This window comes from Microcoleus sp. CAWBG640, from assembly GCF_020883015.1.
GTDB classification, from domain to species: domain Bacteria; phylum Cyanobacteriota; class Cyanobacteriia; order Cyanobacteriales; family Microcoleaceae; genus Microcoleus; species Microcoleus anatoxicus.
In genome coordinates this window covers 206,655-229,598 of record NZ_JAHRFC010000001.1, presented here as the reverse complement: position 1 = coordinate 229,598, position 22,944 = coordinate 206,655, and the positions used below count along the sequence as shown (strand labels likewise).

Below are 22,944 nucleotides of genomic sequence, written 5' to 3'. Positions count from 1 at the left end.
CTCGTTTACTTGTTATCAGGCTATTCCTGGTAACGCAGTTACACAATTATTTAAGTATTAACTTTTTCCTTAAATTTTTTGTACAAATTATCAAATTCTTTCAAGACTACTGGTTGCGGTGTGGTTCCCAATCGATGTTGATAGTAATTGCAGAATTCGGCTGCGGGATCGAAATTATTGGGATCGATGTGAGTGATGTCTGTCGATTCTAGGGATGATTCTGGGTAGCGCGGTTCAATTAACAGCGCTTGAGAACAGATTTGGCGCACTCGATCGGCAAGTCCGATTTGTGGACTTTCTATTTCAACAATTACTTTCAAAAAACCGGGATGATAGCGATGAGCTTCTAGAGTTTGATCTAGATTGTCATAATGACATTGAAGCACTTTTAAGGGCTTATGGCAAGTCACAGGTTTAAATTCCACTTTTGGCTGACTTCCCGGCTCAAGTTCAATCAAACAAAATCCTTTTTCTTGTGCCGCTTCTCCAAAGTCTAACTGAATCAAAGAACCGGAATAATAAGCAGGAGAATTATGGGCTAGGCGCTGGTGGATGTGAATGTGTCCGAGGGCGATATATTGAGCTTCCACAGGCAGAGTTTGGGGCGAAAGCAGGTATTTTTCTCGCGTGTAATAAGCGACTTCAGATTTAGCTAATCTCGCGCCATCAATACTCATGTGTCCCAGGAGCATATTCACAGTATTGTCTCGAAAATCCTGAGTTAAGTTTTGTAATAAATCAGCTACCATTTCTCGGTAATTTTTGCGGAACTCGCCATCGTCAGATTCCCACAAGGCATTAGCATCTAATAGCTTTTGTTCCGAAGCAAAAGGCATGGCTCCGACGCAAAGTTTGCCACTTTTTGTGTTAAGATGAATTGTGCCACCATCAGCCGATCGCCTGGGTTTACCTAAAGCACGAACTCCGGCGAGGGAAAGCAATTGGGCAATGCTGTCCATCCGGGATGCCGAGTCATGATTCCCGGCGATCGCAATGGCGGGAATTCCCGCTGCTTGCAATTCACAGAAAAAATGATAAGCAATGCGTTCGGCGTAAGCAGTGGGATTGGGTACATCGAAAATGTCCCCGGCGATGAGCACAGCATCCACATCCCAGGTTTTGGCTGCGTGCAAAATTTCTTCCAGGGCGATCGCAATTTCGGGAGTGCGGTCAATTCCTCGAAAACGTCGTCCTAAGTGCCAATCAGCAGTATGAATTATTCGCATAGTACCAAGAGTATTTTGTCTATTTTAATACTTTGGGCGATCGTAAATCATTCATGAGGATTTGTAGGGGTAGTGCCCCTGTGCCTACCCCAGCATAAGCGGGGCAACCACGGGGCCTGTGAGCCCCTACAACTTATCTTCAATAGACTTGACATCATGGAAACGAGTATAATCAACTACCCGTTTTCCCTCTGGAGTCCTGGAGATAATATCTACAAACTTCATATTCCAGAGAATTTCCGAAGCTACAAAAGAATGGCGAGTATGAATAGTTTGCGACACTGTTTCATCAATACCCGTTAGCGTAATTACAATTTCAGCTTGCTGCTCGCTCAAGTCCTTAGCACTAAGTTTGTAAAGAGGACTATTCTCATCAATTATGTGCATCACCGTCCAAGTTAATGCAAAAATTGGAGATTGACTACGCACCAAAGTCAAATCGTAAAAACGCCGCATATAATCCCCATCCGATGTTACTTCATCGCGAATCAAAGTAGCTCGTTGCTGTGCTTCTAAAATTTGATTGAAGCGCTGATTTGCAGTACGATACATGAGAGTCTGAACACCGTTGAAAGGAGCAATAACAGCGATGCGACTGAATATAACTCTAGCTGTCGGCTTAGAAAATCTCGAAAAAGCAAGTCCCGTCACCATCGCCACTCCCCACAAAGCAAAAAATGCTTGGATCGCAACTATGGTATTAGCATAATCATTGCGCGGATACATGGAACCATAGCCGATGGTAGCCATTGTTTGCACGCTGAAATAAAAGGCATCTTGGAAAGAACCAGGTCTAGCATTGGCGATGCAATTTCCTCCTGCTAAATAAGCTAAGGCAAATAAGGAATTTGTAAGGACATAAAGCAGACTAATTAAAATAAAAAATCTCGGCCAAGAAAGAGTTAGCAGCCCGTGGTAAAGATCGGCAAAATGCAGGCGAGGTAAGCCTAGCCTCACCACATTCAGGGTGAATTGTCCTTTTCTGCTGACTAAACGGTGTGGCTGTCGATCGCGATTAGTTTTCATAAAGATTTGTAAATGCGGCTGTGTCAATTTGTAACTATTGCTAGGTAGCAGAAAACAGATCCTTTAGACTGAGGTTTAATTATAAAAAGTAGGATAACAAGGAAGTTTGAAAATGGTTGAGCTTAGCCTGCACGACTATCTGGTCATGGTTTCTTTTGTCGCTTCTATTGCCGGTCTAGTCCTGTTGGGCGATCGCCACTCTGGGCCCACGGACGATCGCACATTAAATGAAGAAATGCTGATGAAGATGAGTTTTCTGTACTCTATAGTCTACTCCATCTCAGTCCTAGGGCTCAAGATGCCCCTGTCAGAAGACCACTGGTTGTTTGCCACCCTAAAGCTGACGACGGTTCTTTCTTACTTGTTAACTGTTTCCAGCATCCTCAGTCTGCCGCTACAACGAATGGCTGTTCGACAAGTCAAAGAGTGAACTATATCTATTCAAATTTGATGCGAGGCACGGGCTAGGGCGTGTTTTCAAACCCAAAGATCCCCCCCAGCCCCCCTTAAAAAGGGGGGGGAAAGAGTCTTTAAGTCCCCCTTTTTAAGGGGGATTTAGGGGGATCTAAATCTTAAGGAGTAGTTTGAAAACACGCCCTAGGAGTGCCAACGGGAGCATCCCGATTTTGTACGATGCTCTAGCATGACCGCAGACAATTTATTAGTGATAACCAGAGATTTACAGCGGTCATGATTCGCCCCTACGAATATATTTGCAAAACACAGATGCACCCGTGCCAACCCTACAAGATTTGGGTCAAGATTATAGCCCACCTCACAAAAATTTCAAATTGTTTGTAAGTTTTTAATTCCCGTAGGCAGGTTGACATAACGGGCCCAAAATGGCTCTAGTCTATCTTTGCGAGATGGCAATCGCCCGACATTTTCTTCCTTGCCGTTTGCTTCGGAAATCTCCGAAAATATCTTGATACTCCCAGAAATCAAACCGTGAGCATTTCGCATCGGTGCAGTCCACAGACACATATCAATGGATGAGCCGTCTTTCCGCCGTCGCCGACATTCCCTAGCAACTTGAGTTTCCCCCGCCAATTCCGAGTGAAACATGGCATAAAAATCTACGTTTTGATCGCTAGCAATAATGGGCAACAGCTCCCCCAAAACCTCAGACTCTTTCCAGCCGAAAACTCGCTCCGCTGCCGGATTCCACACCTTCACCAAGGCATTAGTATCAACCCCGACAACGGGTAGGGGCAAAGCTTTAATTAAACCTTGTAAAACTTGATTGGTTTCGCACAATTTAGCCTGGGTTAATTTGTGTTTGGTGATGTCCTGACAAGCACCATAAATGCCCACAACACGCTTTTCTACTTCATCCCACATCACTTGCCGAAAATCCCAAATCCACCGGATTTCACCAGATTTCGTGATAATTCGATACTCGCTAACTTCCTTGCCACTCGATGCACGAAACTGCATTTGTTCCAATAACATTTCTACATCGTCGGGATGAATGCAGTGGAATTGTAAACCGCCGGAAGTTCTGATTTCTTCTTTAGTATAACCCGTAATATTAGTCACCGCTTCCGTCATCCATTCGCAGATCCAAGTACCATCTGGCAATACTTTAAAAGCATAGGCAAACTCGGAGGTAATTTGCGATATAATACGGTAGCGGGATTCTGATGCTCGCAGGGCTGCTTCGGCTTTTTTGCGATCGCTTATATCTTGAAAAAACACCGATACACCTTCGTCAGACGGATAACTCTCGATTTCAAACCAAGCATTTAGTGGCGGATAATAGGTTTCAAATTGAAGATTAACATGGTCAGATACTGAAATGTACAACTGCTGTAAAATTTTCCTGTCTGCTGTGTCGGTAAACTCCTCCCAAATGTTTTTACCTATAAGTTGTTCGCGGTTTTTTTGCCAGCACTGCTTTGCTTTTTGGTTGACGTAGGTAAACTGCCAATTGCTATTGAGGGTGAAAAAACCATCGGTAATCTTTTCTAAGATATTAACGATTTGCTTTTGCGATTTTTCCAGGGCTGTGGCGGAGAGCTTGCGCTCTGTGATATCGCGGGAATTGATGACTATGCCGTTGATACTGGAATCGTGAAGTAAATTGTTACCAATCACTTCTAAATACACCCAAGAACCGTTAGCGTGGCGTTTCCGATATTCTACAGGCGGTGCAATCCCTGGCTGTTTGAGTAATTGGGCAAAATATGCTTGCCAAATAGGTACATCGTCTGGGTGGAGCAAATCCTCTGGCGATTCGCCAATTCTTTGTTCTGGTTTGTAGCCTAAAATCCGCTCTAATGCGATGGAACTTTGTTCTCGAATCCGTCCGTCTGCTTCTATAATTGTGATTAAGTCGGAAGAATTTCGCAGGAGAGTTTGTAGTCTAGCTTCTCCTTTGGTGAGTGCCTGAGTTACCCTTTGGTAAAGCATTTGGCTTCTTTCTAACTGCTGCTCTAAATTTCTGATGCTAGCAGCTTGCTGGGTAACTTTTATTTCTAAATTACTATTAATTCTTTCTAACTTTGCTTCGGCTTGTTTCAACAACACAAGCGACTCAAACTCCGCAGCCAATTCTTGTAAAGATGCGGATAATTGCTGGAAATTGCTGGCTAAAACCTGTTGTTGCTCTAGAGGTAGTTGCGCGATCTTTCCCTGCAAGTGTTGCAACTGTTTAAAGACATTTTGCATCATTGTAGTTGTGGAAATTTATGAGAATTATTTTTTGATTATAGGGACTATCATAGCAACTAATTTGAGTCAAGTGGCAATAGAAACAAATCTTGAAAATCAGCCCTAGAGATGCAATTACGATACTAATCTGTCCGGGATGATACAGATTGACAATCGGTTCGATCGCTCAAAAAAATATTTGGCTCCGTTAAATTACGGAGAAGAGTTGTGATTGTTCAAGCTTGAATTCCACCTGAATCACAAAATCGTAACAGGACTTACGTAGAATGCCCAGGGATCGGGACAATCACGGGGGATCACCCCCCACCAAAGGCCATGATATATAGCAATCCTTGCAGGAGTCACAAATTTTTAACCCCACCCCAACCCTCCCCTTACTAAGGGGAGGGAGTAAGAAGTTCACAAATTATTTAGGATTGCTATAGATGCTGTTGCTGTGCGTAAGTCCTGATGCGGTAACAAAGTGAAGCCGCCGCGGAATTATCCCTCTGTCTAAACCCTGGGGCTGGTGTTTCTTTGTGCGGTCAGGATTTAAAGCCCTTAGAGGTTTTCTTTTTGTCCTGGGGCTTGGATTTTGACTTATTGACTTCGCCTAAAGCTTCCTGGAATAAATTGTGCAGGTGCTGGGGAACGCTGGCTATTTCCGGCAATTCTGGTTCTAAGGGTTTTTTGAATTCTTGCAGCAAGGGCTCTAAATCCCGATCGATCTGAAAATCAGGCCGTTCCAAAAATGTTTGCAACACTTGTTCTAATTTTGCAGAGTCAAATTTAGCTAGCCGATGCCAAATCCCAGCATTAATGGCTGGATCTTCTAAATAGTTGCGAACCAACTTTTGCGCATCGGGGATGCTAGCAAATTCTGCTGCTGCTAGGATGGCGGTAAATTGAGTATAGGTGGATAAAAATGTTTGGCCCCAGCGGGGATGAGAAAGTGCTGTCACCTGTTCGGCCTTTTTGAAGCGATCGGGCAATTCGACTTTAGGCATGACCATTTTTGAGTTAGCATTACTGTCGATCGCCACTTCAACTACTTTGGCATCGGCACCGCTGGCTGCGATCGCTGCTGCTTTGACTTGTTCTCGATCCATTCCCGCATCTTCCACTATCTCGGCGAGAGACTTGGTTTCGTCAAAGCCTGCGTCAGTTAAGCGTTTTTTAGTAATTACTTCCTGAAATTCTGCCAGTTTTTTATTGAGATGATATCCCGATAGAGTCAATTCATCGCTACCAAAAAAATCCGTAAAATCCTTGTGGTACTGTTCTACGGAACTCCAAGCTTGCTCTAACAATTCCGGCGCATCGCTGTAGAGATGATTTTTGTAATTCTGCTTAAAATTGCCGATCGCCACTGCCAATTTCGGCTTACCCAATTTCCCCATCGGTATGGGAGGGCCCGATAGTATCCAGGAGTTATCTGTCAGAGGTGCAATGCGAGTTAGCAAAATGTCTCCCAACTTAAACCGAGATATTTCTTGCTCAAAAGTAGGACTGTTGGGTTGGACAGTGTAGTGTTTGGCCGTCAACCAATTCATTAGTTCCAGGCTATCGGGGGCAATTTGACTGATTTCAAACAAGCCTGTGAAGCTTCTGTGCAGCCAACTGTCTAGTAAATTGCGATCGCCCTCGGTTAAATCTGACTGACTGGCGACAAACAGGTCGATCGGCGTTTTTGTTCCAACTTTACCTTCTACTGTAAAGCTGTCAATTATTTGATTTTGATGAGCAATATCATAGCGTTCCCGCGAAGAGCGATCGGCAACATAAGCTTCCAAAGCTACCGCCAACTCTCCCTCAGCTTCCAGTACAAAGTCAATTAAATTTTGCTTGAGAGTCCAAGCTTGTGCCAATAATTCTTTCACAAGTTATACCTATGTTTGAACTGTCTGTTCTGAATTAGTTTAATGATATAGTAATCCTTGCAGGAGTCGCAAGTTTTTTACCCCACCCCAACCCTCCCCTTATTAAGGTCCGGGAGCAAGAAATTCACAAATGATTTAGAATTGCTATAGTGCTAATTGTGTCGTCATCTTGCCCAAAAAATCTTTTTTTAACTAAGCTTAAAAATACCCCTCCCTGAAACAGAGAGGGGTTTAAAACTCGCATAATTTGGCTAAACTTGTGTGACAAAGAATGTACACCTAAAAACCGAAATACTCGCGATCGCCCTTAGCGGCCGTCTTTATCTATGTCTCCAGGAATAGCCCGTTCCACCCGGTCCCAAGCATCTCGCGTAGCGTGCTTAGCTTTTTCCCACTGCAAATGAGACTTACCACGATTGGTTTCGTAATCGCGCTGCAAATCGTCTTCGAGTTCATTGAAACTCTTACCAGTACCGGAGTAGCGGCTGTATCCCTCATAACCAGTGCGGTAGGCCGGCTGATAATCTTCGTAAGTAGTGCTGGTGTCTGCGTAAGGGCGAGAAGTGTAGTTATTTTGCCAATAAGCATCTTCTACGGTAGGGTCGATCGCTTCAGCCACACTTTTACCCGCCAAACCACCGCTAAACGCGCCCACAACAGCCCCGACAACAGCTCCCACTGGTCCGCCGACAGCACCGCCGATCGCAGCACCCGCAGCACCAGCACTTGCCGCACCGATACCAGTTCCCACTGGATGTGCTCCGGTTTCCCCGGAAATCGGGTCTAGGTTGGCATCAGGTTGTTTCACAGATTTTTCATTATTTGCCATGATATTTTTTTCCTTTTTCTTTCACTCTAACTATCACTAAATCTAGTTGAAAAACCGCTATTTATTCATCTTCCTTAAGGCTGGTTCTACTCATTTGTCTACTCTGCCTATGGGTAATAATTTCATGTCAATCCCAGAATGAAACAACCCTCACCCCTTGGTGGGAGGTGGGGGATTTAGAGGGTTCTAGACTTCGCCTACAACCGACACTTATTGTGGGGTTTCCCGATGCTCGGTGCCCCATGCCCGATGATTAACTTTTGTTAATTTATTCGTTCCCCGTGACCTTTTCGATAAAATATTCAGCTTTTTCCACTAAACTTTCTTCTGGATGCTCTGCTTTGTACTCATCCAAGCTTTCTTCGTAAACCTGCTCTACTTTTGCAGGATTTTGAGCAGCTTTCACGATGTCATCATAAGCTGCTTGGGGATTCAAATCCTCAAATTTTTCTGCCGGGTCAGTAATTTTAGCGTCTTGTGGTACTTGATTGTTATAGATGCCTGCTGCGCGAGCAGTTTGAGTGGGTACTACAGCTAAACCAATTAAAGCCAGCATCAAACCCAAAAAAATACAGCGACCTAATGTTTGTCCCAAAGTTTTTAAAACGCGCTTCATGTCAATTTCTCCTGGTATTTTAAGAATTAGTTATTGTGCTAGCAATTATAGTAAGACGCTGATTGCTACACTGACTTCTATCTGAAGATAGATTAACCCATCAAACTCGATCGATTTTGAGGTGACGGCTCTCCATGGATCGTTCAAATAGCTCCGTAGAAAGGGCTTGTTCTACAGACCAAACCCCTGGTTTTGTCAATTTGCCTTCTAAAATTAATTGAGCGATGCTACCAGTACCGATGCCCGTAGCAGCAGCAGCATTGTCATGTAGGGCGATGGAGCAAACTTGAGCTGGTTTGCCATTTTTAATGCCACTCACTTGCGATCGCACCGCCACCCCAACCCCACTAAAACTATTAGTAACACCAGTCATCCCATAACTAACATAGGACAGAAATTCAATCACTCCTTTATTTTTGAGCCAGCTAGGGGGCCAGTATTTAGCAACAAACCAGGTAAGATGATTGTAAAGGTCAGGAAAAGTGCCGAATTTAGTAATAACTGTGTTGACGGGAAAAGTTTCTGCCAAAGTCATAACTTCCGGCATATCGAACCAATAAACCCCTGTTTTGCCGTAGGGTGGTGGAAATTCAATTATTTCGCGATCGGTGTAGGGTTGAACTTGCTGCCACTTACCGTTTTTCCAAACATCAAAAGGTGTTTGCAAACCTAAAAAAGTGGTTCTCATAACGGTGACACCAGCACCACCAGAACCGCCAACTACATAACTCAAATGAATATGTTCCGCTGTATCTAACTCCTCCACATCTCGGCGAACCATACTATTAGAAATACCAGGGAAAATTCCCGTATTAATAATCGCAGTAATCCCCGATTTTTTAGCCATTTCGCGCAAGTCTAACGCTCGGCGAGTAAAACTGCGGCTGTCGCTGACATCCGTATAATTAACACCAGCTTCTATGCAAGTTTTCAGTACACTCGCATCTCGGTAGTGAAAAGGCCCAGCGGTGTGAATGACCAGGTTAGAGGATGAAACTGCTTCTCGCAGAACTGTACTGTCTGCAATATTTAAAGGCAAATACTGCACCCGCTCCGGCGGCCATCCATCCCCTATGGAGCCTTCAGCTTCCCGTCCAGTCACAGTAATTTCGGCATCGGTATGGGTAACAAGGTCTTGGGCGACGCTGCTGCCAATTCGTCCCCGGCCTCCAATAATCAAAACTCGGTTTGCCATTGCTCAAAAATGGGTAACGGTAATATGAGTATTTGAATTTTAGGTGATGGTTTGCATCTACACAAAGTATGAATTTGCGATAGATGAGTGTGAAAATAACCTAGGCTGGAAGCACTAAAATTTAGGAACTATATAAATCAGTAAAAAAAAACGCAGATGTGATTCATCTGCGCCCATCTGCGTTTATCTGCGGTTGCTAAAAAGCTTACTTCTCATTCCCGCCAAACACCGACTTAGCAGTCGATTTCAAAGAATTAGCAGCATCCGCCAAAGTCTGGGCGATTGGCTGCTGTGCGTGCATGAAAACGCGAGCCGTGTTGCGCCCCGGCATCCCCGAAATTGAGCCGCCCGGATGGGTACCGGCCCCGGTGAGATACAAACCATCGATCGGCGTTTTGTAATTCGCCAACTCCGGTAAAGGGCGGAAAAATATCATCTGATCCAGCGTCATATCAACGTGGTAATAATTTCCCTTCAACGCCCCCAAACGCTCTCCCAATTCCGCCGGACTTTCCACCCGACGGCCGATAATAGACCTCTTGATATTGGGTGCATATTCTGCCAATTTGTCAATACAGCGATCGGCAACTTTGTTTTTCAGCTCATCCGTCCAACCCGTACCGTGCTGGCCCGTTCCCTCAGCATTTTCGATCTGGTAAGGAGCAAAAAATTCAATCCAAGCTGTATGGTGTCCGGGAGGAGCCATTGACGGGTCTCGTACCGTCGGAAACACCACGTACATCGAGGGGTCCGAATCGGGAATTCTGCCAATAGCAGGCTCGGTATGAGCAATTTCAACGTGTTTCACCGAGTCGGCAATTAACACCGAACCCATTAAATATTCGTCTCGATGATTCCAGCGATCGAACTTGGGTACTTCATTGAGAGCTAAATCTATTTTCAGAATAGTTTCATTGTTATTCACAATTTTACGCTCCAATCTTTCCCGCAAATTCGGGTCAGCAGCATCGACATCACTATCATCCATTAAATGCAAAAACAAACGCTTCGCATCAATATTAGAAATAACACCTTTGGTAGCGCGATATTCTGTGCCGTTGGCAACTCGAACTCCGACAGCGCGGCCATCATCCACTAATATTTTTTCGACGTGCTGATCGGTGAGCACCACACCCGAATAGCTTTTCACTAAATTGAGTAGTGCTTGGACTAATGCACCCGTTCCTCCGCGCGGTCTTGCCATGCCGGGATTGTGACGCATTGCCAGCATAATGGCACCAACGGCAATGGTTTTTTGGGATGGAGGAGCGCCTAGTTCTGCGGCGAGTCTGGCTAAGGGTGCTTTCAGAAATTCCTCATCAAACCACTCGTTGAGAATGTCCTCAGCGCTGGTAATCATCGTGCGTACAAAGTCCAGGGTTTTGTCTGGGGAACCGATGACTGAAAATAAATCTTTGAGTTTGGCAATATTATAATTACCCGCAATATCTACAATCGACTTTGGCGGCGCGTTAAACATCGGAATCATCGCATTTAACGCTCGTTGCCAAAAATCGGTATATTCGGCATATTTTTTAGCATCGCGCTCGTTGTAGCGGGCAATTTCAGCACAAGTTTTTTCTACGGAACTGTGCGCTAAGAAATATTTGCCGTCGGGATGGGGACAAAAGGCAACTGGATCGCAGTAAAGATATTCTAAACCGTATTTTTCCAGTTCTAATTCTTCTACGACAGGCCCTAAATGGATAAATTCGTGGTCGATCGCGCACAGGTTGAATTTAAAATCCGGCAATTCGGGAATCGCAGCTTCAGTAGTTGCGGCACCACCTGGAACCGAACGTTTTTCTAACAGGAGGACGGTATATCCGGCTTTGAGGAGATAAGATGCACAGACCAGTCCGTTATGACCTGCTCCGATGATAATCACATCATAGGTTTGCATAGATGAAGCTCTGAGAATGGGATATTTTGCTCATTTTACAAATCTTAACAGTTTCACCAACTCTACCAGGAGAAATAGATTAATCTTGGAGAATAGTTTTAGTATCTGACAAAAGATGCAGCCTATATTAACTGCATGGTGAGAGCGACTGCATTATATCATAGGTAATAGGTAATTGGTAATAGGTAATTGGTAATTGGTAATTGGTAATTAGTAATGCCTTATGCCCATCCCCCTTCCCCCCTTGGGGGGGCTAGGGGGGGTTCCCCATTACCCAGAACGCCTGTAACTCACCTAACTGAGAAAGGCTATAACTCGTAACTAATTACTTAACTTGTTGCAAGGCTGCCTCAGCTTTTTTTGCACCATCATTGTTACCTTGCTGGCGATAATTATCGAGGGCTTGTTGAAAAGCTTCAACTGCTTCGGATGTTCGATCGCGCCTTTGGAGAGCAGTACCCAAATTATAATAAGCTTCGGCTCTGTTAGGCTCAAGCTGAATGACGCGCCGAAAAGTGATAATCGCTCCTAAGAAATCTTGTTTTTGCAGTTGAATTTCCCCGATCGCAGCGTGTGCTTGCACTAAATTTGGTCGCACCGCCACAGCCCGCTGATAAGCTACAAGGGCTCCGTCTAAGTCGTTTTGACCTTTGAGAAGTTCGCCGATTTCTAACTGCACATCGGGATTGCGAGGCTCTAGTTTCGCAGCTTCTTCAAAAGCGGCCAGCCCTTCGGCTGTGTTGCCATTACGCAGTAAAGCAGTACCTAATTTTAACTGTACGCTGGCTTGTTTGGGAGCGAGTTTAGCGGCTTGCTGGAGGATGTCAACGGCACTGGAAAAATTGCCCTGTTGGATTAATACTAAACCCATGGAAGAATAAGCTTGCCAACTTTTAGGCTCGATGGCGATCGCCTGTTGGTAGGCTTTAAAAGCGCCACTGTAATCTTGTTGCTGAAAGAGTACCACGCCCAGACCGATCAGGGCATTCACATTTTTGCGATCGAGTTGGGCGGCGCGGCGGTAGGCGGTAGCAGCGGCCCGATAGTTTTGCAAATTCGCCATCGCATATCCTAGGGCGTATTGAAAGTCGGGATTGTTGGGTTGGAGACTGATGGCTTGTTGATAAAATTCAACTGCTGCTTGATAGTTGCCCTGACGTGCTTCTAAATAACCAATACCGGAAAAAATACGCGGGTTTTCACCATCTAAACGGGCTGCTTGCTCATAAATGGCGATCGCCTTACCGTATTCTCCCAAATCGACTAATTCGCGCCCTTTTCGCAGCAAAGCGTCCAAATTAGAATTATTTTCAGGATTGACTTGAACAGAAGTTTCCGCACAGAGTGCTCGCAGTGGCGCGGAGACAGCAAATCCCGCTAGCAACAACGTACTGAATACCAAGAGACTTTGTTTGTACACGGCCATTTGTTTCAAAGAGTGTGTGGTGGAAGGAAAGAGCGAATTAGTATCCGTTTGCTAAACAGACAACTGAGGATTAACCAGGAATGTTTGAGGGACCAGATGTAGTAAATCTACAGAACTAGACAAACTCAAAATATTCGCGATCGAGGCCAACAGATGATTGTAACAACAACTGATGTCATTCAAGGATCGGAAGTCCAATCTTACCTGGGAATTGTAACTGCTGAGGTGGTCTATGGCACCAATGCCCTGCGAGATTTCTTTGCGGGCATTCGGGACATCATTGGTGGGCGCACCGGCAGTTACGAGGAAGTTTTCCTCAAAGGACAGCGAGATGCCCTCGCAGAGCTGGAACAACGAGCTCAGAGGCTGGGAGCAAACGCCGTAATCGGGGTGGAAATTGACACCGGCACGATTAATGTAGACGCCAAGGGGGCTTTGCTGCTGATTACTGCTGTTGGGACAGCGGTAAGACTGCGCTAAGCAGTCCTTTCTTTATACATCCGTAAATTTTTTTAACTGGATCGATTAGTCATTGGTCATTAGTCCTTAGCTAATAGCTATTAGCTGTGGACTGAGGGCTAATGACTTTTTCGTTTATTTCTTGAGACATAGATACTGGTTATTTCCCTAGGCAGATATAGTTTCTATCCATCTGGGCAACAATCAATATTTGTAGGGAATGCTGTTAAAAAAAATCCAGCTATCAAATGTAAACAAACACAAGAAAAGAAAAAGCTATGGCATACGCAAATAGACCTGTAGATAACATTGTTGCCGAACCAATTGTGGTGAATTCAGTGATGGAATACCACGATCGAGTCCGGTGGGGTCCGATTTTTTCAGGTTTGGTAATTGCGATCGGCTCGCAATTGGTATTAAGTGCTTTGGGTGCCGCGATCGGCTTGAGTAACATTGCTAATTCAGGAGCTCCCCGCAGTATAGCCGGCAGCGTCGGTACCGGCGTCGGAATCTGGTCAATAATCAGTTTATTAATTAGCTTGGGCCTTGGCGGTTGGGTAACTGCTCGCGCTTGCGGGCCAATGAACCGCAACACAGCGCTGTTGAACGGAGCAATTTTGTGGGCGACTACCTTAACAATTGGCTCTTGGCTGTTAGCAAATGGAGTAGCAGGTACTTTTGGAGTAGTTGCTGCTAATGCGGGAGAAGCGATTAATCAAGCGCAGCAGGGCGGGGTGGATTTACCTAACCAAGCACCTAACGTTACCGCTCAGAATGCTCGCGATATTGCTGGTAATGCTGCGAAAGCTGGCTGGTCGTTTTTGTTCGGTTCCCTGTTGGGTTTAGTGGCGTCAATGGCTGGAGCATCTGCTGGCGCGCGCACTCCCCGCACTCACTCTTAAGATGGAGTTCGGGCCTTGGGAATTGCGCATTTTCCCTCGAAAATTTATCGTTCCCAGGTTTCTCGTTCCCAGGTTCTACCTGGGAACGCAGATCCAGAGGCTCTGCCTCGTCGAAAAAAAAAGAGAGGCAGAGCCTCAAGAAATGCGTTCCCAGGCAGAGCCTAGGAACGAGTAGAGGTAGAGCCTGGGAACGAGTAGAGGTAGAGCCTGGGAACGAGTAGAGGTAGAGCCTGGGAACGAGTAGGGAACGAGTAGAAAGTGCGCGGGCGCACTCTACAAATTAAGCGGTAAAGTATTTTGCCGCTGGGTGATAGGTGATAATTGCGGTGGTGGATTGTTCTGGATAAAGTTGTTCGCTTTCATCCATATACAGATTAATGCGATCGCACTTGAGCAACTCCAACTGCTTATACTGATCCGCCATATTCGGACAAGCAGGATAACCGAAACTGTAGCGCGAACCCCGATATCTTTGGGCCAGCATATCCCGAATATTATCCGGTTCTTCGCTAGCAAATCCCAATTCCCGACGAATCCGGGCGTGAGTCCATTCTGCCACTGCTTCTGCTGTCTGTACCGCTAACCCATGAAAGTAGAGATAATCGGTATATTGATTATTCGCAAACAGCTTTTGTGCATACTCTGTCGCAATCTCGCCCACTGTCGCTACCTGCATCGGGAATACATCAATTTTACCCGATTCTTTCGGTGCAAAGAAGTCCGCAATGCACAGCCTGCGCGCCGATTTTTGGCGGGGAAATGTGAATGTTGCTGCGGAGGTCGATACATCTTGCCCGCCCTTCATAATTTCCGGGTCATACACATACAAAGAATTGCCTTCAGACTGACAGGGAAAATAGCCATAAATTGCTTGGGGATGCAATAGCTTTTCAGTGATTATTTTGTGTTTCCACTGTTCCAAAATCGGATATACTGTCTCAGCTAAGAAAGCATCGTATTCTTCTCGCGATTGGTCTTTCGGCTTGCGGAACTGCCACTGTCCAGCAACTAAGGCTTGCAAATCTAAGTGCCAGAAAATCTCTTCAAAGGGGATTTCTTCTGGCCGCAATAACTGAGTTCCCCAAAATGGAGGATTTGGGCGATCGATATCTGCTGCAACTGCTTCCGAACGGTTAGTATCTATAACAACCGGAATTTCGGCTTTAGCTGCTTGTTTCGCATCCTCAACAGCGATTTCTTCAGAAGTCTTAGCTGATTTAACCGCCCCATTGCCATTTTCAGCAAACTCGCCTAAAAATCCTTGCAAATCTTCCCATTTACCAGCAGATTTAGCTGGCATCAGTTTGTCCATAAAATGCAAGTCAGAAAACGCATCTTTGCCGTAAACCACTTTACCTTTGTAAGTATTTTGGCAATCTTCATGGACAAACTTGGGTGTCAAAGCTGCGCCACCCAAAATTACCGGAACCGTAATTCCTCTCTGGTTAAATACCTCCAAGTTTTCTTTCATAAACGCTGTGGATTTTACCAGCAAGCCACTCATCGCGATACAATCAGCTTTGTGCTTTTCGTAGGCATCAATTATGTTATCAACTGGCTGTTTAATTCCCAGATTGATTACTCGATAGCCATTGTTTGATAAGATAATATCAACCAAGTTTTTACCGATATCGTGAACGTCGCCTTTGACAGTGGCAATGATGAATGTGCCTTTGGCATTGTCCCCAGATTCCGACTTTTCCATGTACGGTTCTAAATAGGCAACTGCGGCTTTCATGGTTTCTGCTGATTGCAATACAAACGGCAGTTGCATTTGTCCTGAACCAAACAATTCTCCGACTACTTTCATCCCGTCTAATAGGAAAGTATTGATAATCTGGAGAGGTGGATAGGTTTCTAATGCTTTGGCTAGTTGGATATCTAGTCCAATGCGTTCGCCGTCGATGATGTGCTGCTTGAGGCGTTGTTCTACGGGGAGGTTTGCGTCTTCTGTGCGATCGCGCTTAGTAGTTTTGCCCGCAAACACCGTTGTCAGCTCGCCCAAGGGGTCATAAACGCAAATATCGCCGTCGAACTCCCGTTCATCGTAAATCAGTTTACGGCAGATTTCTTGGTGTTCTGGGTCGATTTTGGCGAGGGGTAAAATCTTGTTGGGGCTGACAATGGCTGAGTCCATCCCCGCCTGCATTGCTTCGTGCAAAAACATGGAATTCAAAACTTGCCGCGCCGCCGGATTTAAGCCGAAGGAGATGTTAGAAACTCCTAAAATTACGTGACAACCGGGCAATTCTTGGCGAATGCGGCGGATGGATTCGATGGTAGCTTTGCCGTTTTTTCGGTCTTCTTCAATCCCGGTGGAAATTGGCAATGCTAGGGTGTCGAAAAAGATTTCCTGGGCGGGGATTCCGTAGGCGACGGCGGCGTTATATGCACGTTGGGCGATCGCAAATTTTTGGTCAGCAGTCCGCGCCATCCCGTCTTCATCAATTGTCCCGATCACTATACCGGCACCGTATTTCTTGGCTATTTCTAAAACTTGATAAAAACGCGGTTCTCCGTCTTCATAGTTAGTGGAATTCAGCAAACATTTGCCGCCAGCAACTTTTAACCCCGCTTCCATCTTTTCCCATTCTGTGGAATCCAACATTAAAGGGAGAGTTGCATTGGTGACAACGCGGGAAACTAATTCTTTCATGTCGCGCACACCATCGCGGCCGACATAATCGACGTTGACATCAAGAATGTGCGCGCCTTCTCGCACTTGTTCCCGCGCCATTGCGACTAAACCATCCCAGTCTTCAGCGTTTAGTAAGTCGCGGCATTTTTTGGAACCGCTGGCGTTGAGTCTTTCGCCGACTATTAAGAAAGAATTGTCTTGTTCGTAGGGTTGGGCGGTGTAAATTGAAGCCGCGGCTGGTTCCCAGGTAATTTCACGGTTTTTGGGGGTGAGAGTTTTGCCAATTTCTGATAGTTCGCGAATGTGATCGTAGCGGGTGCCGCAGCAGCCGCCGATGACTTGTACGCCTAAGTCTTCGACGAAGCGCATCAAGGCCATTTTTAATTCTATGGGCGTGAGTTTGTAGTGCGCGTGGCCGCCGATGTTTTCGGGTAAGCCGGCGTTGGGAACGCAGGAAACGACGAAGGGTGAATGTTCGGATAGGTATTTGATGTGTTCGGCCATGCGATCGGGGCCGGTGGCACAATTTAATCCTAAAATGTCGATCGGATAGGGTTGCAAAATGGCTAGGGCGGCGCTGATGTCGGAACCGACTAGCATTGTGCCAGTGGCTTCCATTGTGACTGATACCATTAATGGAATGCGATCGCCTTTTTTCTTAAATACTGCTTCAATGGCATTTAATGCTGATTTAATTTGCAGCACATCTTGACAAGTTTCGACAATAAATAAGTCAACTCCGCCGTCGTAGAGTCCTTCTGCTTGTTCGGTAAAAGCGGCGGTGAGTGTGTCAAAATCAATGTGTCCTAATGTGGGTAATTTGGTGCCAGGCCCGATCGAACCTGCAACAAATCTCGGCTTTTCTGGGGTGGAAAATTCGGCGGCGATACCTTTGGCGAGTTCTGCGGCCGTTTTGTTGAGATAATAGGCTTTGTCTGCTAAATCGTATTCGGCGAGCACGATGGAAGCAGCGCCAAAGGTGTCTGTTTCGATGACGTCGGCGCCTGCTTCGAGGAAACCTCGGTGGACGTTGGCGACGGCTTCGGGTTTGGTATGGACGAGATATTCGTTGCAGCCTTCGTATTCTTTGCCGCCAAAGTCTTCTGCTGTCAGGTTTTGGACTTGTAGGTTGGTGCCCATTGCGCCGTCGAAGACGATGACGGGGCGCGAGGGGTGGTGGAGGCGATCGAGGAACAGGCTTTTCATGGGCGGTTAAAAAAACTGAGGTGCTATATATTTACAATTTCATCTATTGTGCAATATTCTCAACAGTTATGTGAACCTTGGAGAGTAACTAATGACTGAAGGATTCGATGCTGTTGACAATAGTTCGATCGTACCTGTAATTTTACCGATCGCGCCTGCTCATTGTCAAAATTTTGTTCCCGGCGCGACTGTGACGGAAAAAGAGGCGATCGCAGGTGAGGGATTTTTTCGCTTAAGTCTTGAGGATTTTCGGGAAAATGCGATGGAGATTATGAAACGAGTGATGTTTCAGGGCGATCGGATTCTGTTACAGGAAGCGGGGGAAGATGTAGGGGCGATCGTTCCTGAAGCTGAATTTCACAAACTAGATTATTTGATGGCAGAAATCAAACCATCACAATTCATGCCTGAAGAAGAAGCATATTATGAAGATGAAGGAGCAATTCACTGCATTTATCCAGATGAATTTTTAGATGATTTAGAAAACATTTTAGCAGATGTCAATGAATTTGACGAATTATTTGGTTTGCTACCAACTAAAGAGATGGGAGAGGATGTTGATATTTTTATGTCGGCTGCTATTGTGATGTCTGTAGATAGATTTTGGGTGCCGGATTATGTAATGGCTGAACGACAAGCGATGGTGGGTGAATCAGTATAGTCTTGGATGCAGAAACCGGGTTTTTTATAAAAATCTTGCATCCCAGTATTCCAAACGGTCAAAAACCCGGTTTCTTGCGTCGGAGTGCGTAATTCATGATCTTCTTGGATGCAGAAACCGGGTTTTTTATAAAAATCTTGCATCCCTGTTTTCAAAACTCGAAAAAACCCGGTTTCTTTGGTATTTAGGCGTAAGTCCTAATCTGGATTTGCGGCTGTTTAAAAATCGCAAATCCATCAGGAGTTTTCAATATTTTCCCCTGTGGGTCTAGTTCAACATCACAGAATACATAGTTGCCAGTTTCATCTCGCATTAAAGCAGGTTTTCCGTCTACAATTTGGTAAGCAGGACGAGAAAATTGAACTAGGCCTTGATTTTCCACAACTTGTCCGTTTTCATCCCGCAAAATCGGACAAGCCACTAATTTATCTTCCGCATCAATAACCCAAGAATTAGTTGCGGGATCTAGCAACAATTCCGGGTAAACATTTTGCCCGCTAGATGACTTCAGCAATTCACCTTGTTCATCAACTAAGGGCATCAAGAAAACAGGTTCTCCTTGGGAATTGCGCAGGAGTTCGTTAGTTTGCGGATGGCGCAGCGCAATTGCTCTTGGTGCAGGCAATTCTACATCTGGCAATTCGGGATGGGGCGGGTGCAAACTCGGCAATTCAGCATCTGTTGGAATGTCGTAATGGCGGGTATATTGCACTGCTGCTTTGGTGAATCCAGCCCGCTGTAACATGGCTTGCATACCCGATTGATCGGCTGCAATTAGTAAGTCTATATCGCTAACTTTCATGGTTTTTGCATGGGCGATCGCAGTTTTTGCTAGCATTTGAATTGCTTCTGATTTCCGATGTTCTGGTTGGACGTACATCCCCAAAACGGAACCGACGCGGCGGGATTGAAAGGGATTCTCAATGTGGTGTTGTTGAATCAAATATTCGGGAAGATTCGCGGGCGGGGCTTCGTCGTAATAGTAGATAAATAGACAGCCGATGATGCTGTTGTTTTGTTCTAATAACCAGCAGAAAGAAAGGGGTTTTTCGATTTGGCTGGTGACGTATTTTTCAAAGTCGAAGTTAGGTTTGACGAGCATTGAGGGGTCGATGGATTCGCGTTCTTGGGCGAATGCTTGCCAGAGGGGGGCGATCGCCTTTGCGTCGGTTGCGGTGGCTAGACGGTGGCTGTAAGGGGCGATGGGGGCGATCGGCATAGTTACGGCTGTCATAGTTTTTGGGGGTGAATTTGCATCGAAGGTGAAAGCCTTCTATTGTGTATTGGGATTTCGCGGGGTATTTTTACGCAAAATCGGAGTTTTTGTAATAAAAGTTAATATATGGACTCAAACATAGGCCCCAGACACCGGGTTTTTTACGAAAATACTGAATCACAGCCTTGAATCTGCTGAAAAACCCGGTTTCTTTTGTCGGAGTGCGTAAATCCTGGATAAATCTCGCTACAAAATCGTCAAATAGGTTTCTGTTGGACTGATGGGCAATGGTTTCAAAATTTGATTTTGTAAATCAATTTCTAACCCCAAAGCTTCTAAAGGTATGACTCCCAAAAGAGCATCTTTACCTCCCGGTAACTCCAAGCACTCAAAGGTTCCTTCGCGATCGAACATCGATATGGTAGCATCTCGGAAAATTCGGGCTTTGCCGATGCCCATTGCGGTTGCTACGTCTACTTCTTTCAGGAGTTTCAGTCCCAGTTGGGCGATCGCATCTTGTGGCAAACACAAGGTAGTTGCACCCGTGTCTACCAATACATTTTTGAGAGTTATCGATCGAATTTGGTCTTCCGATTTCACCCCAGCCTCTGCCAGGATTTGGTCGGCTCGATTGGTGATTGTCAGAGTGGCGAAAACTTTTCCCATTGCTTTGTTGGTTTGAGTTTGCATATTTGTCTCCTACTTAAGAGTTGGAGTGATTACATCCTTTAATTGTAACTTATTTTGATGGGCTATCGCTCCGGCAATATAGTACAATAGAATTATCGAGCGAGTTAAAACACAACAAATGACAAGTACAACCAATAAAGAACCAACCCTGGCAGATGTCATCGAAAAGTTAGACAAGCTATCGACTGAAGTTGACAAGCTATCTAGGGATTCCGAGAAGTTTAACGATCGCTTTTCTAATTACCAGCAAGCTACTCAATGGGTGGTGCAGCTTGCTTTTACTTTAATTGCTAGTGCTACTATTACAGTTATTATCACTTCGGTGCTGCGGAAGTAATCGAAAAGTCGGCGATCGCACTTGGGATAGGTTGGAGAAAGAAAGGGGGCGATCGCGTGGATCGAGAAACCGGGTTTCTTCCTAAATATTTCGGTGGAATGCAAAATTTATCGCAAAAACCCGGTTTCTGGGAGAGAAGTGCGATCGCTCTCTAATTCTAGAGGTTACATTTCTGGCTTATGTAATAATCGGCAGAATCCTGATTCGGGAACGCGAGGGATCGATCGTTATTAAAGCACCGCGCTCTAATTCTGATTCAAACTGACGCAGAACTGGAATTACAATATTTTCTAAAGTAGCGGGCAAAATATCTTGAGTTCTTACCTGAATTACACTTGGAGCATTAGCCTGGGTAGTAGCTAGAAGTATGCCAAAATCTAGGTCGTGAGTGAAAACAATGTAGCCGTTGGTAACGGCCCAAGCCATAATAATTTGGTCTATGGCGGTTGGATCTCCTACATTTGACCAGTGAACAGAGTCAATTGAGTATTTAGCAAAAACCAAAACCAGTCGGGTGATAGGTTCATGTCTATTAATATTTTTATGCCAGCAACAGGGGGACTTCTTGTTCTTCGACTCGCCAAGCTGCATAAGCTAGGGCTTCATAAATGTCTGCTTCTTCTAAATAAGGGTAAGCTTTAAGAATGTCGGCGGGGGTGTGACCGGAGGCCATCAGACCAACGATCGCGCCTACTGTCACTCTCATGCCTCGAATACAAGGTTTGCCACCCATAACTTGGGGATTAAGCGTGATTCTGGTTAATTGTTTCATAGTAAAAATTTGGGGGGTTTATTGCATTATATCAGAGGGCGATCGCGTAAATTAAGAAACCGGGTTTCTGCCTAAATATTTCGGTAGGATGCAAAAGTTATCGCAGAAACCCGGTTTCTGGGAGAAGTGTGCGATCGCGTGGATCGAGAAACCGGGTTTCTTCCTAAATATCTCGGTGGGGATGCAAAAGTTATTGGAGAAACCCGGTTTCTGGACTCTGGGGTAAGGGCGATCGCGTGGATCGAGAAACCGGGTTTCTTCCTAAATATTTCGGTAGGATGCAAAAGCGATCGCAGAAACCCGGTTTCTGGGAAAGGTGCGATCGCGTGGATCGAGAAACCGGGTTTCTTCCTAAATATTTCGGTGGGATGCAAAAGTTATCGCAGAAACCCGGTTTCTGAAAAATCAACTTTATGGATTTAATAATCTTGCAGGTAAACCAGGCAAAGATAAAAGAGTAAATAAAAATTTCATCAAAGGTGCAGTAGATTCTTTAGCTAATTCCCAATGAGCTTGAGAAACATCGGCATTCAACACTTGCCAAAATGCTTTACCTAAACCTTTCAGCGCAAAATCATGGTTAATACAGGCTTGATCTTGTGCGTTTTTAGGCATCGTACACGCGCCTTCAGGCGGATCGGTTGCATCTCTGTTGGGGCCGATGCCGCACCAAGGCGCAAATCCACTGGCGAGACTGGCGAAAGGATTAATAATGGCGCTGGATACGTTTATCAACCAATTTGGATAAAGCCCTAATGGATCTTTATAGTTGATTGTATTGTTATCAACATACTGGTATAAATTGCCGTTTTGGGCGGCGAAACCCATCGGATCTTTCGCCGTCCACTTCCCCGCTACAGCATCATAATCCCTAAACCCAAACCGCACTAACTCGGTATCCACATCTATCAACCCCCCGGCAAAACTAATATGCAGTTCAAACTCCCAGTTACTATCAGCAATAATTTGACCAAAGCTATCGTATTCCAGAACTTTGACGAGTTCACCATTGGCATCGCAGACGACTCGCGGCGTGCCGAGTTGGTCGGTGGTGATGTAATACCAGTTGTTATCCCGTTCTAGGGCAAAGAGTAAGCCAAAATCATCATAGTGATAGCGGCTTAAACTGCCGGAGGGAGAATGGACGGCGGTGAGTTGAAAGGGATGGTTGGGGTTGCCGTAGAGGTATTGGGTTGTGCCATTTTCATCGGTACGAGCAACCTGACGGTTCATGCTGTCGTAGGTGTAGGTGATTTTTTTGCCGTGTTGTTGTTCGTCAAATAGTTCTAAAACAAGTTTATTCATAGTGA

At 45.3% G+C, this 22,944-nt stretch carries 21 protein-coding genes; 6 read left to right on the top strand and 15 right to left on the bottom strand.

Annotated elements, in window-relative coordinates:
• Positions 1 to 50: 50 nt before the first annotated feature.
• Together AAFP11_RS00950 and AAFP11_RS00945 are read right to left on the bottom strand one after the other, a co-directional pair.
• The gene (locus AAFP11_RS00950) at positions 51 to 1,226 is read right to left on the bottom strand and encodes an exonuclease SbcCD subunit D (protein ID WP_341735317.1); all 1,176 of its coding nucleotides are present in this window, start codon (positions 1,224 to 1,226) and stop codon (positions 51 to 53) included.
• Between the two features lie 126 nt (positions 1,227 to 1,352).
• Positions 1,353 to 2,252, bottom strand: coding sequence for an ion channel (locus AAFP11_RS00945; protein WP_341735316.1), 900 nt, complete (start codon positions 2,250 to 2,252; stop codon positions 1,353 to 1,355).
• A 112-nt stretch (positions 2,253 to 2,364) separates the two neighbouring features.
• On the opposite strand from AAFP11_RS00945, the gene AAFP11_RS00940 reads away from it, so the two are divergent.
• Positions 2,365 to 2,682 carry a hypothetical protein gene (locus AAFP11_RS00940; RefSeq protein ID WP_341735315.1) on the top strand — a complete coding sequence of 106 codons (318 nt, stop codon included), beginning with the start codon at positions 2,365 to 2,367 and terminating at the stop codon, positions 2,680 to 2,682.
• Positions 2,683 to 3,038: 356 nt separating this feature from the next.
• Here the strand turns inward: AAFP11_RS00940 and AAFP11_RS00935 are convergent, their stop codons facing one another.
• The 7 genes from AAFP11_RS00935 to AAFP11_RS00905 all read right to left on the bottom strand — a co-directional run bounded on the left by AAFP11_RS00935 (position 3,039) and on the right by AAFP11_RS00905 (position 12,753).
• On the bottom strand, positions 3,039 to 4,925 hold the full coding sequence (locus AAFP11_RS00935) for a PAS domain S-box protein (RefSeq protein ID WP_341735314.1): 1,887 nt from the start codon (positions 4,923 to 4,925) through the stop codon (positions 3,039 to 3,041).
• Between the two features lie 524 nt (positions 4,926 to 5,449).
• Positions 5,450 to 6,784, bottom strand: coding sequence for a hypothetical protein (locus AAFP11_RS00930; RefSeq protein WP_341735313.1), 1,335 nt, complete (start codon positions 6,782 to 6,784; stop codon positions 5,450 to 5,452).
• Positions 6,785 to 7,091: 307 nt separating this feature from the next.
• Entirely contained in the window at positions 7,092 to 7,613 is a 522-nt protein-coding gene (locus tag AAFP11_RS00925) for a hypothetical protein (RefSeq protein WP_341735312.1), read from the bottom strand.
• Positions 7,614 to 7,881: 268 nt separating this feature from the next.
• Entirely contained in the window at positions 7,882 to 8,229 is a 348-nt protein-coding gene (locus tag AAFP11_RS00920) for a hypothetical protein (RefSeq protein WP_341735311.1), read from the bottom strand.
• A 100-nt stretch (positions 8,230 to 8,329) separates the two neighbouring features.
• On the bottom strand, positions 8,330 to 9,424 hold the full coding sequence (locus tag AAFP11_RS00915; protein WP_341735310.1) for a saccharopine dehydrogenase NADP-binding domain-containing protein: 1,095 nt from the start codon (positions 9,422 to 9,424) through the stop codon (positions 8,330 to 8,332).
• A 205-nt stretch (positions 9,425 to 9,629) separates the two neighbouring features.
• Positions 9,630 to 11,327 carry a beta-carotene ketolase CrtO gene (gene crtO, locus AAFP11_RS00910; protein ID WP_341735309.1) on the bottom strand — a complete coding sequence of 566 codons (1,698 nt, stop codon included), beginning with the start codon at positions 11,325 to 11,327 and terminating at the stop codon, positions 9,630 to 9,632.
• A gap of 325 nt (positions 11,328 to 11,652) precedes the next feature.
• Entirely contained in the window at positions 11,653 to 12,753 is a 1,101-nt protein-coding gene (locus tag AAFP11_RS00905) for a tetratricopeptide repeat protein (RefSeq protein WP_341735308.1), read from the bottom strand.
• A 153-nt stretch (positions 12,754 to 12,906) separates the two neighbouring features.
• On the opposite strand from AAFP11_RS00905, the gene AAFP11_RS00900 reads away from it, so the two are divergent.
• The gene (locus tag AAFP11_RS00900) at positions 12,907 to 13,233 is read left to right on the top strand and encodes a YbjQ family protein (RefSeq protein WP_341732316.1); all 327 of its coding nucleotides are present in this window, start codon (positions 12,907 to 12,909) and stop codon (positions 13,231 to 13,233) included.
• A gap of 257 nt (positions 13,234 to 13,490) precedes the next feature.
• On the top strand, positions 13,491 to 14,114 hold the full coding sequence (locus tag AAFP11_RS00895; RefSeq protein WP_341732315.1) for a hypothetical protein: 624 nt from the start codon (positions 13,491 to 13,493) through the stop codon (positions 14,112 to 14,114).
• A 280-nt stretch (positions 14,115 to 14,394) separates the two neighbouring features.
• Here the strand turns inward: AAFP11_RS00895 and metH are convergent, their stop codons facing one another.
• Positions 14,395 to 17,958 carry a methionine synthase gene (gene metH, locus AAFP11_RS00890; protein WP_341735307.1) on the bottom strand — a complete coding sequence of 1,188 codons (3,564 nt, stop codon included), beginning with the start codon at positions 17,956 to 17,958 and terminating at the stop codon, positions 14,395 to 14,397.
• 91 nt (positions 17,959 to 18,049) lie between these two features.
• Here metH and AAFP11_RS00885 point away from each other — a divergent pair, with 91 nt between their 5' ends.
• The gene (locus AAFP11_RS00885; RefSeq protein ID WP_341735306.1) at positions 18,050 to 18,619 is read left to right on the top strand and encodes a type II toxin-antitoxin system Phd/YefM family antitoxin; all 570 of its coding nucleotides are present in this window, start codon (positions 18,050 to 18,052) and stop codon (positions 18,617 to 18,619) included.
• A 184-nt stretch (positions 18,620 to 18,803) separates the two neighbouring features.
• Here the strand turns inward: AAFP11_RS00885 and AAFP11_RS00880 are convergent, their stop codons facing one another.
• Positions 18,804 to 19,853 (bottom strand): GNAT family N-acetyltransferase, encoded by a 1,050-nt coding sequence (locus AAFP11_RS00880; protein ID WP_341735305.1) that lies wholly within the window; start codon positions 19,851 to 19,853, stop codon positions 18,804 to 18,806.
• 228 nt (positions 19,854 to 20,081) lie between these two features.
• A complete protein-coding gene (locus AAFP11_RS00875) occupies positions 20,082 to 20,525 on the bottom strand; it encodes a retroviral-like aspartic protease family protein (protein ID WP_341735304.1) in 444 nt (147 codons plus the stop codon).
• Between the two features lie 118 nt (positions 20,526 to 20,643).
• Here AAFP11_RS00875 and AAFP11_RS00870 point away from each other — a divergent pair, with 118 nt between their 5' ends.
• A complete protein-coding gene (locus AAFP11_RS00870; RefSeq protein WP_341735303.1) occupies positions 20,644 to 20,862 on the top strand; it encodes a hypothetical protein in 219 nt (72 codons plus the stop codon).
• A 177-nt stretch (positions 20,863 to 21,039) separates the two neighbouring features.
• Here AAFP11_RS00870 and AAFP11_RS00865 read toward each other — a convergent pair whose 3' ends face one another.
• Positions 21,040 to 21,453 carry a DUF5615 family PIN-like protein gene (locus AAFP11_RS00865; protein ID WP_341735302.1) on the bottom strand — a complete coding sequence of 138 codons (414 nt, stop codon included), beginning with the start codon at positions 21,451 to 21,453 and terminating at the stop codon, positions 21,040 to 21,042.
• Positions 21,404 to 21,634, bottom strand: a complete 231-nt coding sequence (locus AAFP11_RS00860) for a DUF433 domain-containing protein (RefSeq protein ID WP_340523706.1) — start codon at positions 21,632 to 21,634, stop codon at positions 21,404 to 21,406. Before AAFP11_RS00860 ends, AAFP11_RS00865 begins: the two co-directional genes overlap by 50 nt.
• Positions 21,635 to 21,760: 126 nt before the next feature.
• Between AAFP11_RS00860 and AAFP11_RS00855 the strand changes: the two genes are divergently transcribed.
• Positions 21,761 to 22,057 (top strand): hypothetical protein, encoded by a 297-nt coding sequence (locus AAFP11_RS00855; protein ID WP_341735301.1) that lies wholly within the window; start codon positions 21,761 to 21,763, stop codon positions 22,055 to 22,057.
• Here the strand turns inward: AAFP11_RS00855 and AAFP11_RS00850 are convergent.
• The gene (locus AAFP11_RS00850; RefSeq protein WP_341735300.1) at positions 22,046 to 22,939 is read right to left on the bottom strand and encodes an RHS repeat-associated core domain-containing protein; all 894 of its coding nucleotides are present in this window, start codon (positions 22,937 to 22,939) and stop codon (positions 22,046 to 22,048) included. The genes AAFP11_RS00855 and AAFP11_RS00850 overlap by 12 nt on opposite strands.
• Positions 22,940 to 22,944: the final 5 nt, after the last annotated feature.